General features: G+C 40.6%; 19 protein-coding genes. 15 read left to right on the top strand and 4 right to left on the bottom strand.

Going from position 1 to position 16,172, the window contains the following annotated elements; all coding sequences use genetic code 11:
- Positions 1-8: 8 nt before the first annotated feature.
- Positions 9-977, bottom strand: coding sequence for a calcium/sodium antiporter (locus I6E78_RS00675; RefSeq protein ID WP_041454567.1), 969 nt, complete (start codon positions 975-977; stop codon positions 9-11).
- A gap of 266 nt (positions 978-1,243) precedes the next feature.
- Here I6E78_RS00675 and I6E78_RS00670 point away from each other — a divergent pair, with 266 nt between their 5' ends.
- The 7 genes from I6E78_RS00670 to murA are packed head-to-tail and all read left to right on the top strand — an operon-like array spanning position 1,244 to position 5,908.
- The gene (locus tag I6E78_RS00670; protein ID WP_011329192.1) at positions 1,244-2,059 is read left to right on the top strand and encodes an ATP-binding cassette domain-containing protein; all 816 of its coding nucleotides are present in this window, start codon (positions 1,244-1,246) and stop codon (positions 2,057-2,059) included.
- Entirely contained in the window at positions 2,059-2,838 is a 780-nt protein-coding gene (mlaE, locus tag I6E78_RS00665) for a lipid asymmetry maintenance ABC transporter permease subunit MlaE (protein WP_179806993.1), read from the top strand. Before I6E78_RS00670 ends, mlaE begins: the two co-directional genes overlap by 1 nt.
- A gap of 13 nt (positions 2,839-2,851) precedes the next feature.
- Positions 2,852-3,400 carry an outer membrane lipid asymmetry maintenance protein MlaD gene (gene mlaD / locus I6E78_RS00660; protein WP_011329190.1) on the top strand — a complete coding sequence of 183 codons (549 nt, stop codon included), beginning with the start codon at positions 2,852-2,854 and terminating at the stop codon, positions 3,398-3,400.
- 5 nt (positions 3,401-3,405) lie between these two features.
- The gene (locus I6E78_RS00655) at positions 3,406-4,086 is read left to right on the top strand and encodes an MlaC/ttg2D family ABC transporter substrate-binding protein (protein WP_179806970.1); all 681 of its coding nucleotides are present in this window, start codon (positions 3,406-3,408) and stop codon (positions 4,084-4,086) included.
- The gene (locus I6E78_RS00650) at positions 4,079-4,372 is read left to right on the top strand and encodes an STAS domain-containing protein (protein ID WP_011329188.1); all 294 of its coding nucleotides are present in this window, start codon (positions 4,079-4,081) and stop codon (positions 4,370-4,372) included. The genes I6E78_RS00655 and I6E78_RS00650 overlap by 8 nt, the downstream gene beginning before the upstream one ends.
- A 5-nt stretch (positions 4,373-4,377) precedes the next feature.
- Entirely contained in the window at positions 4,378-4,635 is a 258-nt protein-coding gene (locus I6E78_RS00645) for a BolA family protein (RefSeq protein ID WP_011329187.1), read from the top strand.
- Positions 4,636-4,648: 13 nt separating this feature from the next.
- Positions 4,649-5,908, top strand: coding sequence for a UDP-N-acetylglucosamine 1-carboxyvinyltransferase (murA, locus tag I6E78_RS00640; protein ID WP_011329186.1), 1,260 nt, complete (start codon positions 4,649-4,651; stop codon positions 5,906-5,908).
- Positions 5,909-5,975: 67 nt separating this feature from the next.
- Here the strand turns inward: murA and I6E78_RS00635 are convergent, their stop codons facing one another.
- From I6E78_RS00635 to I6E78_RS00625, 3 genes are all read right to left on the bottom strand, one after another.
- Positions 5,976-7,058: a trypsin-like peptidase domain-containing protein gene (locus tag I6E78_RS00635; protein ID WP_011329185.1), complete on the bottom strand. Its 1,083-nt coding sequence runs from the start codon at positions 7,056-7,058 to the stop codon at positions 5,976-5,978.
- 99 nt (positions 7,059-7,157) lie between these two features.
- Complete coding sequence (locus I6E78_RS00630; RefSeq protein WP_086995406.1) at positions 7,158-8,510, bottom strand: Do family serine endopeptidase; 1,353 nt, start codon at positions 8,508-8,510, stop codon at positions 7,158-7,160.
- Positions 8,511-8,903: 393 nt separating this feature from the next.
- Entirely contained in the window at positions 8,904-9,338 is a 435-nt protein-coding gene (locus I6E78_RS00625; protein WP_011329183.1) for a YhcB family protein, read from the bottom strand.
- A gap of 125 nt (positions 9,339-9,463) precedes the next feature.
- On the opposite strand from I6E78_RS00625, the gene zapE reads away from it, so the two are divergent.
- The 8 genes from zapE to I6E78_RS00585 all read left to right on the top strand — a co-directional run bounded on the left by zapE (position 9,464) and on the right by I6E78_RS00585 (position 15,961).
- Entirely contained in the window at positions 9,464-10,552 is a 1,089-nt protein-coding gene (gene zapE, locus I6E78_RS00620) for a cell division protein ZapE (RefSeq protein ID WP_197181793.1), read from the top strand.
- Positions 10,553-10,867: 315 nt separating this feature from the next.
- On the top strand, positions 10,868-11,296 hold the full coding sequence (gene rplM / locus I6E78_RS00615; protein WP_011329180.1) for a 50S ribosomal protein L13: 429 nt from the start codon (positions 10,868-10,870) through the stop codon (positions 11,294-11,296).
- An 8-nt stretch (positions 11,297-11,304) separates the two neighbouring features.
- Positions 11,305-11,697: a 30S ribosomal protein S9 gene (gene rpsI, locus I6E78_RS00610; protein WP_086995409.1), complete on the top strand. Its 393-nt coding sequence runs from the start codon at positions 11,305-11,307 to the stop codon at positions 11,695-11,697.
- 525 nt (positions 11,698-12,222) lie between these two features.
- Positions 12,223-12,813 (top strand): ubiquinol-cytochrome c reductase iron-sulfur subunit, encoded by a 591-nt coding sequence (gene petA / locus I6E78_RS00605; RefSeq protein WP_011329178.1) that lies wholly within the window; start codon positions 12,223-12,225, stop codon positions 12,811-12,813.
- Positions 12,813-14,078: a cytochrome b gene (locus tag I6E78_RS00600; protein ID WP_011329177.1), complete on the top strand. Its 1,266-nt coding sequence runs from the start codon at positions 12,813-12,815 to the stop codon at positions 14,076-14,078. The genes petA and I6E78_RS00600 overlap by 1 nt, the downstream gene beginning before the upstream one ends.
- Positions 14,075-14,818 (top strand): cytochrome c1, encoded by a 744-nt coding sequence (locus I6E78_RS00595; protein WP_179806975.1) that lies wholly within the window; start codon positions 14,075-14,077, stop codon positions 14,816-14,818. Before I6E78_RS00600 ends, I6E78_RS00595 begins: the two co-directional genes overlap by 4 nt.
- A gap of 79 nt (positions 14,819-14,897) precedes the next feature.
- Entirely contained in the window at positions 14,898-15,524 is a 627-nt protein-coding gene (sspA, locus tag I6E78_RS00590) for a stringent starvation protein SspA (protein ID WP_011329175.1), read from the top strand.
- On the top strand, positions 15,524-15,961 hold the full coding sequence (locus tag I6E78_RS00585; protein WP_011329174.1) for a ClpXP protease specificity-enhancing factor: 438 nt from the start codon (positions 15,524-15,526) through the stop codon (positions 15,959-15,961). Before sspA ends, I6E78_RS00585 begins: the two co-directional genes overlap by 1 nt.
- The last annotated feature ends 211 nt before the right edge of the window (positions 15,962-16,172 follow it).

The following is a 16,172-nucleotide window of genomic DNA, read 5'->3' as shown; positions in this document are numbered from 1 at the left end:
GACAACTCTTACCCTATTTGACTAAAGATGTAACCTTGGTAAATCAAAAATGCGCTTAGCAGTAAACCACCTTCTACTCTATTGATACGCTGAGCGCCTCTAAAGTTCAATGACATAACAATAAGTGCCAAGGTTGCTGCAATCATAATCAGTACATCACGATTAGCAATAGAAGGGTCGATTATCGATGGATTGATAATACCGGCAAGTGGTAACACGGCTAAAATATTAAAAATATTTGAGCCCACAATATTACCCAGTGCTAGGTCATCTTCATTTTTAAGCACACCTGCAACAGACGCTGCCAGTTCTGGTAAACTGGTGCCAATAGCAATAATAGTTAAGCCAATTACCAAGTCACTTAAGCCAAAGAATTTTGCAATATCGACAGCTGAGCCAACTAAAAAGTGAGAACTAACAGGAAGTAATATCAAGCCTACAATGAGCCAAAAAACTGCCTTTTTAGTGGGAACGTTATCGGGTACTTCATCGCAGGCTTCGTTTACAAATGGATCGTTATTATTTTTAGCTCTTAGGGAGATAATAATAAGTCCAAAAATAAATACAACAAAACCAATAAGTAGGGCAATTGCTTCTGGGTATGAAAAATAGTTATCTGAAAAAATATACCAAGTAGCTAACGAAATAATTAATACCAAAGGTATTTCACGTTTTAAGGTGCTTGATGAAACAGACAACGGGCGCAATAAAGCGGTAATACCCAGTACTAATAAAATATTGGTTATGTTTGAGCCAACGGCATTGCCTATGGCAGTATCGGTTTTACCGGCTAAAGCGGCAGAAGCCGAAACCATCATTTCAGGCGCTGATGAACCCATTGCAACAACGGTTAACCCTACAATTAAAGTAGGCACACCAAAGTTTTTCGCCAGTGCTGCGGCGCCATAAACGAACTTGTCAGCGCTCCAAACTAGGCCAGCAAGACCAAAAATTAAAATAACAAATGAGGTAACCATTGTATTGAACCAGTTATTGAAAATACATATTGCACGAATAGTAACAAAAGCCAATCTGAAAGTATAAATAAAACAGTGGCGAAGAGAGCGGTTAATCACTTATTTTATAAATATTTAGGGTATGCTATGCAAAGGTTTAAGCCAAGGTTAAGGTGGTTTGAGCGAGCCTTATAACTGTTTTGGCAATTACATTACAAAATCTTACGAATTGTTTTTTCCATCTTGGTCGAAAAAGCCTTAAAATAGGAATACGAGTGAATATTGTTATGGAGAGCGACTTGTCGCAATCAATAGTAGAAGTCAAGGATGTTTGCTTTTCAAGGGGCGATAGAATCATATATAAAAATATGAGTTTTAGTGTTCCTAAAGGTAAAATCACTGCCATTATGGGGCCAAGCGGCATTGGTAAAACTACCATGCTGCGTTTAATTGGCGGTCAACTAAAGCCTGACTCTGGTGATATTTTATTTGAAGGCAGTAGCATTCCAAAAATGTCACGTAAAGCCCTATATGAAGCGCGTACCAAAATGAGTATGCTTTTTCAAAGTGGTGCATTATTTACTGACATGTCGGTATTCGATAATATAGCTTTTCCGATTCGAGAGCACACTAAGCTAAGTGAAGACCTTATTCGTTTAGTGGTATTAATGAAGTTACAAGCTGTGGGTTTACGAGGCGCTAAAGATTTAATGCCGTCGGAGTTGTCAGGTGGTATGGCTCGCCGTGCAGCTTTAGCCCGCTCTATAGCACTTGACCCTGAATTAATTATGTATGATGAGCCATTTGCAGGCCAAGACCCTATTTCTATGGGAGTACTGGTAAAGCTTATAAAGTCACTCAATGAAGTGCTTGGTTTATCGTCTTTAATCGTGACCCATGATGTGAACGAAGTCATGAGCATTGCCGATCACGTTATAATAATTGCCGATCAAGGTGTTATTGGCAGTGGATCGCCAGAACAAATGCGTCAACATGAATCTCCTTTGGTACAGCAGTTCTTAAAAGGCTTATCGGATGGTCCTGTGCCATTTCATTTCCCGGCACAAATATATGCAGATGAGTTGCTTGGAGAGAATAAATGATGTTGAATTTTCTGCAAAAAATAGGGCATAAAACACTAGGTCGTTTTGCAGCGCTAGGGCGCTCAGCGAACATGTTATTTGGTGCACTTGTGCACATACCTAACTTTAAAAAAGGCCCCCCCTTACTCATTCGCCAGCTTTATATGGTGGGCTCACAATCGTTGCTCATTATTGTGGTGTCGGGGTTGTTTATTGGCATGGTATTAGCGCTGCAAGGCTATACAGTGCTGGTTGGTTATGGTGCAGAGGATAGCTTAGGCCCTTTAGTTGCGCTGAGTTTGCTCAGAGAGTTAGGTCCTGTGGTTACTGCATTGCTATTTGCTGGGCGGGCGGGCAGTGCGCTCACCGCTGAAATTGGCTTAATGAAAGCAACCGAGCAATTGTCATCACTCGAAATGATGGCCATTGATCCATTGAAACGTATAATTGCACCGCGTTTTTGGGCTGGTTTAATAAGTATGCCGTTGTTAGCATTAATATTTTCGGCAGTGGCTATTATTGGTGCCCATTTAGTCGGCGTTGATTGGCTAGGCGTTGATACCGGAAGCTTTTGGTCAATTATGCAATCACAAGTTTCGTTTCAGCAAGACATACTCAATGGCATAATTAAAAGCGTTGTATTTGCTATTGTAGTGACCTGGATCGCCCTTTATAAAGGATATGATTGTGTACCAACTTCTGAGGGGATCAGTAAAGCAACCACAGAAACCGTGGTGCACTCATCTTTAGCAGTGTTAGGGTTTGACTTTCTTTTGACAGCGGTAATGTTTACCAACTAGTAGGGTATAGATAATGAATTCACGGAAATTAGAGATTTTAGTTGGTTTTTTTGTCGCACTAGGCATTTTAGCATTTGCTATGCTTGCGCTTAAAGTGGCCAACACTGGTATTAGTGGCTCAGGTGACACATACACACTTAATGCTAAATTTGAAAACATAGGCTCATTAAAGCCCCGTGCACCCATTAAAGTGGGCGGTGTGGTTATTGGCCGGGTAGAATCTATTTATGTTCATCCGCAAGAATTTTTACCAGTTGTTAATATGACCATTGATGCACAGTATTTATGTCGTTTTTCAGACACTAGCTCAATCTCTATTTTAACGTCAGGCATTTTAGGTGAGCAGTACTTAGGGATTAATCCTGTTATTGCACCAGAATCTGCAGAGCAGCGTTGTTTAGGTTTAACTGTGGTACATAACGAACAAGATCAAGCAATTGATGATTTATTTGGCGTAGAAAGTAAAGCGCTAGGTGACGGTGGATCTATTACCGATACTAAGTCTGCCTTAGTGCTAGAAGAGTTAATTGGGCAGTTTTTATTCAACCAAGGTAGTGAGTAATTATTATGTTGAAAAAGTTTTTAGTTATTGCAGCGCTTAGTACCCTAACGTTTGCACAGGTAGTTAAAGCTGCCGATGTTAAACTAACAGATCCTAACAAAATGGTACGTCAAGTGGCAGATAATACCTTTGAGCGGATCACAAAAGATCAGCCATTAATTATTAAAAATAATGAGCATTTACGTGTCATTGTTGAAGAAGAATTAATGCCCTACATTGACTACAAATATGCGGCACTGCGAGTGTTAGGCAGCGAAGTATCAAAAGTGCGTGCAATAACCGATGAAGCTGAAAAAGCGCGCGCAATTAAAGATATTCAGCGCTTTATTGTAGTATTTAGAGAGTACCTAGTAGCAACGTATGCAGGTGTTTTTACCCAATACACCAACCAACAAGTCGAGTTTGGCGCACCACAACCTTTTAAAGGTAAAGATGTGGTGGTAGTAAAAAGCAAGATAATTGAAGCGGGTAAACCCGATATTAAAATTGACTTTAAAGTACGTGAAGACAGAAGTGGTGAATGGCGTGCTTACGATATGATTGCAGAAGGTATTAGCTTACTAGATGCAAAGCAAAGTGAGCTACAAGGCATGTTACGCCAACAAGGTATTGACCACGTAAGTAACCTTTTAGAGCAAAAGAGCCAACTGCCAGTACAGTTTAGAGGCAGCGACACCAATGACTAAGTTGGTGATAAGCCAAGTTGATGAGCAACATTTTCGAGTCAGTGGTGAGCTTACTCGAAGTTCAATTGGCGATGAAAAAGGCCTGGGCAGTCAGGCAATAACCAAGCATAAAATCTGCTACTTTGACCTTAGTGACGTATCTAGGGTTGACACAGCAGGCTTAGCTTGGTTAATTCACACTTTTGCGCAGTACAAGCAACAAGGCATTCGCCTTGAGTTGCAAAATCCACCTGAACAATTGCAAAATTTAATGCAATTGGGTCAAGTTACAACCCTATTTGAGTGAGAGTTATGGAAACTAGCCAAGTCGAAATATTATTACGCGATGAACTTCAATTAGCAGAAGTACATGTTAAAGCCAATGGTAGCCATTATGAAGTAATAGCTGTTGGCGAATGCTTTGACGGTTTAAGCCGAGTGAAAAAGCAACAGCTAGTTTATGGACCATTAATGAATACTATTTCAGATGGCACCATTCACGCAGTATCAATTCGCGCTTTTACTCCTGTAGAGTGGAAACGCGAACAAAAATTTATTTTACCGCAATAAAAAAGGCCCCTACATGGATCAATTTGTAATTCAAGGTGGCACTTCGCTTGCGGGTGAAGTTACTATCTCTGGCGCTAAAAATGCGGCACTTCCTATTTTATTTGCCGCATTATTAGCCGATGGTAAAAGTACGTTTACTAATGTACCGCGCTTGCGTGACATAGTTACCACCGAAGCGTTATTAAAAACCTTAGGTGCGAGTGTTAATTGGCAAGGCGACACGCTTGTGATTGACGGCGCAACAGTGGATAAAACACTTGCTCCGTATGACCTAGTTAAGCAAATGCGTGCATCGGTACTGACACTCGGCCCTTTAGTGGCGCGTTTTGGTGAAGCACAAGTGTCACTCCCTGGTGGCTGCGCTATTGGGGCTCGACCTGTGGATATTCATATTCAAGGTTTAGAGCGCATGGGCGCACAAATCAACGTAGAAAACGGCTATATTAATGCCAAAGTAAATGGTCGCTTAAAAGGCGCTGAAATCTTTATGGAGATGGTTAGCGTTGGCGCTACTGAAAACCTATTGATGGCCGCGACCTTAGCCGATGGCAAAACTGTGCTTGAAAATGCAGCTTGTGAGCCAGAAATAACAGACTTGGCTAATTGCTTAATTGCTATGGGCGCTAAAATTACGGGTGCGGGTACAAACCGTATTGAAATTGAAGGCGTTGAGCGCTTAGCGGGTTGTGAGCACCGTATTTTACCAGATCGTATTGAAACAGGTACTTTTTTAGTTGCTGCTGCTATGGCCGGTGGCGAAGTGCTGTGTAAGATGACCGATTTTCATTCACTTGAGCCGGTAATTGAAAAGCTACGTGCAACCAATGCATTGTTAGAAGTACATGACAACAGCATTTATTTAGATATGCGCGGCAGAGAATTAAAAGCCGTTAATATTAAAACAGCTCCGCATCCTGGTTTTCCTACCGATATGCAGGCGCAGTTTACCGCATTAAATGTAGTGGCTAATGGTAGTGCCACCATTACCGAAACTATTTTTGAAAACCGCTTTATGCATGTACCTGAGCTACAACGTATGGGCGCAAATATTCGCTTAGAAGGCAACACAGCTATTTGTGGTGATACAAAAACTCTTAGCGGCGCCCAAGTTATGGCAACCGACCTACGTGCATCAGCCAGTTTAATTTTAACCGGTATAGTGGCGCAAGGTGAAACGATAGTTGATCGTATTTATCATGTTGATAGAGGTTATGAGCGCATTGAAGATAAGCTCAGCGCGTTAGGTGCTAATATTAAACGTAGAAGTAGTTAAGTAACTATTTAGTTAGTTAAGGTATTTTTAAAGGCCGGATAAGCTAATTTGCTATCCGGCCTTTTTATTAAAGCTTAGTTTCAAGCTCTGCAACCGTCACCATTATTTTTTCTATTTTACCATTGCGGTACAGCTCAAATTCTATTTCTTTACCGGGTTCGGTATTGCCTATTTTTTCTAACACTTTTTGTGGGTTTGCTACCGAAAGTCCTGCTATTTCAATTACAATATCTTGCTCTTCAATACCGGCCTGCCAAGCTGGGCCTAGTGGGTCTAAGTTAGTAATACGCATACCTGCCACGGGCGTTAGGCTGTCGTTTACTTCTTTGCCTGTGCTATCTACAGCTGTCCCCTCAAAGCCTAAGTAGCCACGAACCACTCGGCCATGACGAATTAGTTTTGCCATAACCTCTTTTACTAAAGAGTAAGGAACCGCAAAAAATATTCCCTGTATGTTTAAGTTTTCGCGAGTTTTAAATTGCGCAGAAGTAATACCGACTAAATCACCATTGGAATTAACTAATGCACCGCCCGAATTGCCTACATTAATGGCTGCGTCCATTTGCAATAAATTATTATAAGGACTGTCGGTGATTTTTTGTTTGCCGGTGGCGCTAATAATGCCTTGGGTAATGGTTTGCCCTAAATTTAAAGGGTTACCAATGGCCAGTACAATGTCGCCAACACTTGATGAGTAGTCATCGTTAACAGGAATAACAGGTAAGTGATCGGCATTAATTTTTAAGAGCGCAAGGTCAGTAATAGTATCAAAACCAATAAGCTGTACATCAAAAAAGCGTCGGCCATCGGTTAATATAACCAGTATTTGGTCGGCATTATTAATCACATGATAATTGGTAAGAATATAGCCATCTTGCGACATGATCACGCCCGAACCTAGTTCTTGTACGGTGTTTTGTCGTTTATAGCGTGGTTCTTTAGAAATACTTTCTGAAAAAACGGTGACTACCGAAGGAGCCGCACGCTTAACCGCATCTGAAAAGCTTAAATGGTTGCTACTCATAGCACTGGGCAGTGGCACATTAGGCAGCAATGCAGTGCGCATATTAGGACTAAAAAAAACCACTAAAAAAGCAATACCTAGGCCTGCAAATAGAGGAGGGAGTATAAATTTTAAGATTTTTAGCACAAGATTCTTATTGTTAGTGAGCAATCTCTTTATGATGGCCAAAAAAAATAACAGCGGCAAGTGCCGCTGTTACTTTTATTGCATTTTAACGGTTATAAATTATTGAATGAGTACAAATATAGACTCACGACCGCGTTTTACCCCTAATACAATGTTGCCTTTGATGTTTTCAATGATCTGGTTCATATCATTTATGCTTTCTACGCGCTGGCGATTTACTTGCACAATAATATCACCTTCTTCAAGACCAACACGCGCTGCAGGAGAGCGCGGATCTACCGTACTAACTTCAATACCCTTAGCGTTATTTTTCTTAACGTTTTCTAATGTGGCACCTTGAAATGCAGGGTGTAATTCTTCGCCTGTTGCGGTAATACCAGATGCGCCATCTAGGGTTACTTTAACGGTTTTTATCTTACCATCGCGGTAAATACCTAATTTAACGTCTCGGCCTTCGCCTAAGGTTGCTATTTTACTGCGTAATTCATGAAAGCCGCTAATATCACTACCATTAATGCTAATAATAACATCGCCTGCTTGTATGCCCGCTTTGCTGGCTGCAGTGTTATCCATTACTTGCATAACATACGCGCCCTGTTTTACGTCAAGCTGCTGTGCTTTGGCAAGCCCAGCATCGAGAGGGCGACCTGATATTCCTAGCGAGCCACGGCGAACTTCACCGTGTTCAATAATTTGATCAACTAAGTTTTTCATCATATTAGAAGGAATAGCAAAGCCAATACCTACGTTACCGCCAGATGCGCCTAAAATTGCGGTGTTAATTCCAATTAGCTCGCCATTTAAATTAACTAATGCACCACCAGAGTTACCTTGGTTAATAGCGGCATCGGTTTGAATGAAATCTTCGTAACCTTCAATATTTAAGCCACTGCGACCAAGTGCGCTTACTATGCCAGATGTAACCGTATGGCTTAAACCAAATGGGTTACCAATGGCAACAGCAAAGTCGCCCACCCGTAAATTATCAGAGTTAGCTAGCTTTACTGCGGTTAAATCATCTGCATCTATTTGTAATAAGGCGATATCAGACTCTTTATCAGTGCCAATTTTGGTTGCCTCAAACTCTCGGCCGTCTTCAAGGGTGACTATCATTTTTTCGGCGTCTTGGATCACATGGTTGTTAGTGACCACATAACCTTTCTTAGCATCAATGATAACCCCTGAGCCTAACCCGCTAAATTGACGTTTTTGACTGCGAGGTTGTGGGTTACCAAAAAAGAACTCCAGCGGATCGGCGCGGCGACGTATTTCTTTTGAGCCCGACACCTGGATACTGACAACACCAGGAGTTATTTGCTCTAACATAGGCGCAAGTGTTGGTAATTGTTGGCCATTTACTGCAATCGGCATTTTTGCGTAAGACGTAACCGGGCTCAATAATAGGCTAGTAGACAAAATAGCTGCGCTGATAAGTGATAATTTCATTTTCATAGTCAGGGTTTACTCCACTTAGGATAAGCGAAAACAAAAAGGGCTACTTTAAAAGCAGCCCTTTTCGGTTTATTTAGGGCCTGTTGACCTTTCAGGATTGTAATTTGTTCTATCTAGAGGGGATTTAATCGCGGCGCGAGATTTGTAACCTAGTGGGCTAAGTAAAAACCGAGCAACAATGAGTAAATTCCCCCTAGGACGAACCCAAGGGCAGCGCATGTTTGTTATTTATGCTGCGTTATCGCCTGTTTATGTGAAATAACCACATGGCACAGGCTCTGCCTTGCCTAAAAATCAAACATACTGCTGCAAATTCAACCTCGAAAGAAAAACAGGCCCTTTAAAACAACAAAGCTGTTATATCTAAAGACTATGGGGTTGAAAAAAAGTTCATCAAGATGCTGTTGAAGATTTTGCTTCGCCAGCAAACAAACCAGACTCACCCGATACGTAATCAGCCGGCTGTGCATCGGCGTTAGAGCGATCTGAGCGGCGCTCTTTAAGTGAAGCTTGTAACTGCTCAGTCATCTCTTTAGAGAAAAAAGGTTCAGCAGGTGCTTTATTTCTGTCCTCTAGTAACAACTGATTAGTTTCTTCAACATGGCTAAGTAACTGATCGTAATTGTCTTTCATTTTAGTTACTAACTTACCAGTATTTGCTAAGTGATCAGCTACATCTTGTCGATATTGCTCTAGCGTATTTTTTGCTTGTTCAACCTGCTCTTCTAATTCATCATGCTTGAACTGTTTTTTAGTGACAAATGCACCGATGAAAAATGCGGCTATAGCAACAATAATAACTAAACCGACCCATGTAAATGTACCCATAAATATCACCTCTTTGGGAAAATAACTAACGAATATCTTAAATCAAACTAAGTCTAATATACCCTGACTAATGATGCGTGTTAATATGCTTTGTAAATTAAACTGCGTTTTAACTGTAAATAGATATGACTCCTTGGCAAACATACCAGCAAGACCTCAAGCGTGATGACTTTGTATACGACGCAGCACAAGAAAATGCTGTACGTCATTTACAGCGCTTATATGATGATTTAACTCAAGCAAAACCGCAACCTACCGGTTTTTTTGCAAAGCTATTTAATAAAACAGAGCCTGCACCTATAAAAGGTTTGTATTTTTGGGGCGGAGTAGGGCGTGGTAAAACGTATTTAGTTGATACCTTTTATGAGGCACTACCGGGGCAGCGTAAAATGCGCGTGCATTTTCACCGCTTTATGCACCGAGTACATGACGAGCTTAAAAAATTAAATAAAAAAGAAAACCCACTAGAAATAGTAGCTGATATTTTTAAAGCCGAAACCGATATAATTTGTTTTGATGAATTTTACGTTCAAGACATTACCGATGCTATGTTACTTGGTGGCTTAATGGAAGCACTGTTTGCTCGTGGCATAGTGTTAGTTGCTACGTCGAATATTATTCCCGATGAGTTGTATCGAAATGGCTTACAGCGCGCGCGCTTTTTGCCCGCGATTGCGCTTGTTAATGCAAATACAGAAATAGTAAATGTCGATTCGGGCATAGATTACAGATTAAGAACTTTAGAGCAGGCAGAGATATTTCACAGCCCACTCGATGAGCAAGCCGATAAAAACCTATTTGAATACTTTGATAAGTTATCACACGAACAGGGTAAATTTAATACCGCCATTGAAATTGAAGGGCGCATGATTAAAACCCGTAAAGTATCTGATTGTGTTGTAATGTTTGAGTTTAGCGAATTATGTGAAACCGCGCGTAGCCAAGTAGATTACATGGAAATTAGCCGTTTATATAACACAGTTATTTTGTCTAACGTAAAACAATTTGGGCAAGTGAATGACGACGCAGCAAGACGCTTTATTGCATTAGTAGATGAATTTTACGAACGCCACGTGACTTTAATAATTTCGGCAGAAAAACCCATTACAGAGCTCTATACTCAAGGTAATTTAAGCTTTGAGTTTAAACGCTGCATAAGTCGCTTACAAGAAATGCAGTCGCTAGAGTATTTAGCGAAAGAGCATTTAGCATAAAAGTTAGCGTCTTAGGGCTAATTTACTCTTTTGAGGAAAGGGCTCAATGCTAGAGCCCAATACACAGCGAAGGTCTCTTTAATATAAAGTGCCTAGCAGTTAAAAAATTTGTGGAAAAAACAACCCGCCGGTAGTAATGCAATAAAAGTGCTGATATACTCCCGCTCCTGCCACGTTGCGTTCTATGCCTTCATATAGTCTAGCCACTTGTGAGCGGCGCAAAAGTCTAAAACTCGAAGGGGTTATAGCAAACTTAGAGCAGTAGTTAATATTAACTACTTGTGGTTTTAATTGAAAAACATTGGATTTTTATAAATGAAAACGTTTGTTGCTAAACCAGAAACAGTAAAACGTGACTGGTACGTAGTTGACGCTGAAGGTAAAACTTTAGGTCGCATCGCTACTGAAATCGCTCTCCGCCTACGCGGTAAGCATAAAGTTGAATATACACCGCACGTAGATACTGGTGATTATATCATCGTTATCAACGCTGAAAAAGTTACTGTAACTGGTAACAAATTCAAAAACAAAGTGTACTATTCACACTCTGGTTTTCCAGGTGGTCTTAAGTCTACTACTTTTGATAAACTTCAAGCTGCAAAGCCTGAAATGATCATCGAAAAAGCTGTTAAAGGCATGTTGCCACGTGGTCCTTTAGGCCGCGCTATGTACCGTAAACTTAAAGTTTACACAGGTACTGAGCATAACCATGCTGCACAACAGCCTCAGGTTCTAGACATTTAAGGAGCACCATCATGGCAAATCAATACTACGGTACAGGTCGTCGTAAAAGTTCTAGTGCTCGCGTGTTCTTACGCCCAGGTACTGGTAACATCGTAATCAACAAGCGCTCTTTAGAAGAGTACTTTGGTCGCGAAACAGCACGTATGGTTGTTCATCAAGCTCTAGAGCTTGTTGATATGACTGAAAAGTTTGATCTTCACATCACCGTTTCTGGTGGTGGTACAACTGGTCAAGCTGGTGCAATCCGTCACGGTATTACTCGTGCACTTATGGAGTTTGACGAGTCACTACGTCCGCAACTTCGTAAAGCAGGTTTCGTAACTCGTGATGCACGTAAAGTTGAACGTAAGAAAGTGGGTCTTAAGAAAGCGCGTAAGCGTCCACAGTTCTCAAAACGTTAATATTTACGTTATCAAGAATTCAAAAACCCAGCTTATGCTGGGTTTTTTGTTTTTCGCGACATAATAAATGGTAACTTTGACGATAGGTAATTGATAAAATCAGCGTGTTTAATGAGCAAAAGTAAAAAAACACTCAGTGAATACTAAAAAAGTTAAATAATTATCGTAATTAGTTTAAATCCATCAGTTAATTGGTGAATTTTTTTGCTACAATTGGCTGGCAAATAATGTGAGCAGGTTTAGCCCTAGAAAATGCAGTTGTTACTGCTTGTTTTGGTGAGGTTGACCTGAGTCAGTATATTATTTTTACAGAAGCGATATGATAGTCATTCGGCTTCATACTCGAGCTAACTTAATCTATTTTTTGAGCAAGTCAGGATTATTCGAGCATGGGGCTGTGAGTAACCTTGTTTTAAACAAGGATTTAAATATGATCGTTTCTATTTTATAATTCAAAAAAATTAACCTGCTGTAACTGATGTTCTCAATATAGCAAGTGTTGAGAATCATAGTGGAGATAAGTGGATGAGCAATGCGCCTGTAGACAATGGCCGACGTCGCTTTTTAACCATAGCTACCTCTGTTGTTGGTGGTGTTGGTGCGGCTGGGGCTGCTGTTCCTTTTATTGCGTCTTGGAATCCAAGTGAGCGAGCTAAATCTGCGGGTGCGCCTGTAGAAGTAGACATAAGCAAACTTGAGCCAGGACAATTAATACGTGTCGAGTGGCGTGGTAAACCTGTATGGGTTGTATCACGGACCCCAAAAATGCTTGAGCAAATGAAAGGACATGAAGATCAACTTCGTGACCCGCATTCGCAAGAGCCACAACAATTAGAATCATCAACAAATGATTACCGTTCATTGCGTCCAGAAATATTTTTGGCTGTAGGTATTTGTACTCATTTAGGATGTTCACCTAGCTTTTTACAAGGTGGCTTTGGTGAAAAAGTGGAAGGGACTGACGACGGTTTTTACTGTCCATGTCATGGTTCTAAGTTTGATATGGCTGGCCGTGTATTCCAATCGGTACCTGCACCATTAAACCTAGAAATACCACCATACACTTTTCTTGATGAAACCACTATATTAGTGGGCGAAGAACAAGGAGTGGCCTAATGTTTGGTAAGATTATTGGTTGGCTAGACGACCGTATACCATTGACACGTGTCTGGAACATGCATATTGCACAGTACCCAGCACCTAAAAACTTTAACTTTTGGTACTTCTTTGGCTCACTAGCTATGTTAGTACTAGTTAACCAAATTCTTACAGGAATTTGGTTAACTATGAACTATGTACCTTCTGCTGAGGGGGCGTTTGCATCAGTTGAATACATCATGCGTGATGTTGATTATGGCTGGTTATTACGTTATTTACACTCAACCGGTGCATCAGCGTTTTTCATCGTTGTATATTTGCATATGTTCCGTGGCATGATCTACGGTTCTTATCAAAAACCACGGGAATTACTGTGGGTATTTGGTATGTTTATTTTCTTAGCGCTAATGGCCGAAGCATTCATGGGGTACTTATTACCATGGGGGCAAATGTCATTTTGGGGTGCACAGGTAATCATTTCACTATTTGGAGCAATTCCGGTTATAGGTGATGATTTAACACTTTGGATCCGTGGTGATTACGTAATATCAGGTGCAACGCTTAACCGCTTCTTTGCATTGCATGTTATTGCTTTACCATTAGTTATCGTGATTTTAGTATTTTTACACATAGTTGCACTACATGAAGTAGGGTCAAATAACCCTGAAGGCGTAGATAACAAGCGTAAAAAAGGTACGGTAGCTGAAGAAGATAAACCTAAGTTTAAGTTCCATGAATATTATACTGATAAAAAAGATATTCTTGATGCGATCCCGTTCCACCCTTATTACACAGTAAAAGATATTGTGGGTGTGGTTGGTTTCTTAATATTGTTCTGTTGGGTGGTGTTCTTTATGCCAGCCATGGGTGGTTTCTTTTTAGAAGCGCCAAACTTTGAAGCGGCTAACCCGCTGAAAACACCAGAGCATATTTTTCCAGTTTGGTACTTTACGCCATTTTATGCAATCTTACGTGCGATCCCTGATAAGTTAATGGGTGTTGCAGCAATGGGTGCATCTATTGTAGTGCTTGCGTTATTACCTTGGATAGATCGTGGTTCAGTTCGCTCAGTTCGTTACCGTTGTGGTTTCCACAAATGGAACATTGCAGGCTTTGTTGTTACTTTTGTTCTTTTAGGTTGGGTTGGTGCAACACCACAAACTGACATGAAAACAATTGTTTCGCAGATATGTACTGTGACTTACTTTATGTTCTTCGTACTGTTATTTGTATACAGTAAGAATGAAAAAACTAAGCCATTGCCTGAGAGGTTACTGAAATGATGAAAAAGCTACTTATTGGTTTATTTGCTTTATCAATTAATGTGTTGCCGGCAATGGCTGCAGGTCCTTCAGTGGCATTATTAGATGCTGGTAATGACCTAACAGATCAGCCTTCGTTGCAACGCGGTGCTAAATTGTTCATGAACTATTGTGTTGCTTGTCATCAAATGCAATACCAGCGTTATGAACGTACTTTTCGTGATATCGGTATTCCAACGGAAATTGGCGCAGAACAGTTAATTTTTGACGGTTCAAAAGTAGGTAGCCATATTACCAATGCGATGGCCAAAGAAGATGCTGAAAAGTGGTTTGGTGCTGCGCCACCAGATTTAACTAACGTTGCACGTGTTCGTGGTTCTGATTGGATATATACGTATTTAAAATCGTTCTACAAAGATGAATCACGTCCATTTGGCGTAAACAATACATTGTTTCCATCTGTAGGTATGCCGCATGTTCTGCAAGAACTACAAGGCTTACCAACAGCTATTACAGAAGAAGTAGAAGTGAATGGTCATACTGTGACCAGAATTGTTGCTACTGAAACTGATGGCTCAGGTGAATTAAGTGTAGATGAATACGACCAAGCTGCTCGCGATTTAACCAACTTCCTTGAGTACGTGGGTGAACCTTCACGTCTTGAGTCAGAAGCAATAGGTATTAAGGTAATTGGATTTTTATTCATCCTATTTATCTTGGCATTTATGCTTAAGAAAGAATACTGGAGAGATGTTCATTAAGTTTGAACATGTTTAAAGGTAATTTTGCAATAGGGGCTTAAGCCCCTATTGCTGTTTTAGTTATTTAATGGAGGTAGGCATGGCCGTAGCTGCCAATAAGCGCCCTGTAATGACCCTTTTTTCTGGTGCTAACTGTATGTATAGCCACCAAGTACGCATTGTACTTGCTGAAAAAGGTGTAAGTGTAGATATTCATTTGGCTGAAAAAGATAACCTGCCAGAGGCACTTCACGAAATTAACCCTTACGGTACAGTGCCAACACTGATTGACCGTGAGCTTGGTTTATATCAGGCAAATATCATCATGGAATACCTTGATGAACGTTTCCCTCATCCTCCACTAATGCCTGTTTACCCGGTAATGCGTGGCCGTAGCCGTTTAATGATGCACCGTATTGATACTGATTGGTACAGCCTAGCTGACAAAATCACTAACAACGCACCAGATGCTGCTCAAGCTCGTAAAGAGTTAACAGAAGCATTGCTTGCGGTTGCAGCAATCTTTAGCGAAGCACCTTACTTTATGAGTGAAGAGTTTAGCTTAGTAGATTGTTACCTTGCTCCACTATTATGGCGTTTACCTGAATTTGGTATTGAGCTTAACGGTGCAGGTTCTAAAGAGCTTAAAGAGTATATGATCCGCTTATTTGAGCGTGAATCATTCCAAGCTTCTTTAACTGAAACTGAGCGTGAGATCCGTTTATAATGACGCCTAATCGTCCTTATTTATTACGCGCTTTTTTTGATTGGATTGTTGATAACGAATGCACGCCACATTTAGTGGTTGACGCTGATTACCCTGCAGTACAAGTGCCAACACAGTTTGTGCAAGACGGACAAATTGTATTAAACATAAGTCCTTCAGCGGTAACGCAGTTTTCGTTAGATAATGAGCAGCTTAGCTTTAGCGCGCGGTTTGGTGGTCAGCCAATGCAAGTGTATGTGCCTTTAAGGGCTGTACTTGCAATATACGCGCGTGAAAATGGCGAGGGTACGGTCTTTACAGCAGATGAGTTTTTAGAGGACGAAGACGATTTTGCTCCAGATTTTGAAAGTGTTGATTCATCAGCAAATTATGTTGACGAAACACCACCAGAAAAGCCTGAAAAGAAAAAAGGTTCGCATTTACGTGTTATAAAATAATACATTTTATAATCTGTTAATGATAAAAGAAAAACCGCTAATAAGCGGTTTTTTTATGTCTGTATAAAAGTAAAAGGTTTTAGGTTTTAGGTATTAGGTATTAGGTAGAGATTAAGCCAAGCACAAAGTTTAGCTTAAGGCTTTATGCCTTAAAGTTTGCGGGAGTGGGCTGCGAGAAGTGGGTTAAGGTTGATTGTTGTAACGGCGGGTT

This window comes from Pseudoalteromonas sp. NZS127 (assembly GCF_015864805.1).
Classification (GTDB): Bacteria; Pseudomonadota; Gammaproteobacteria; order Enterobacterales; family Alteromonadaceae; genus Pseudoalteromonas; species Pseudoalteromonas nigrifaciens.
Note: the sequence above shows the minus strand (reverse complement) of the source record. Positions and strands in the feature narration are given on the sequence as shown.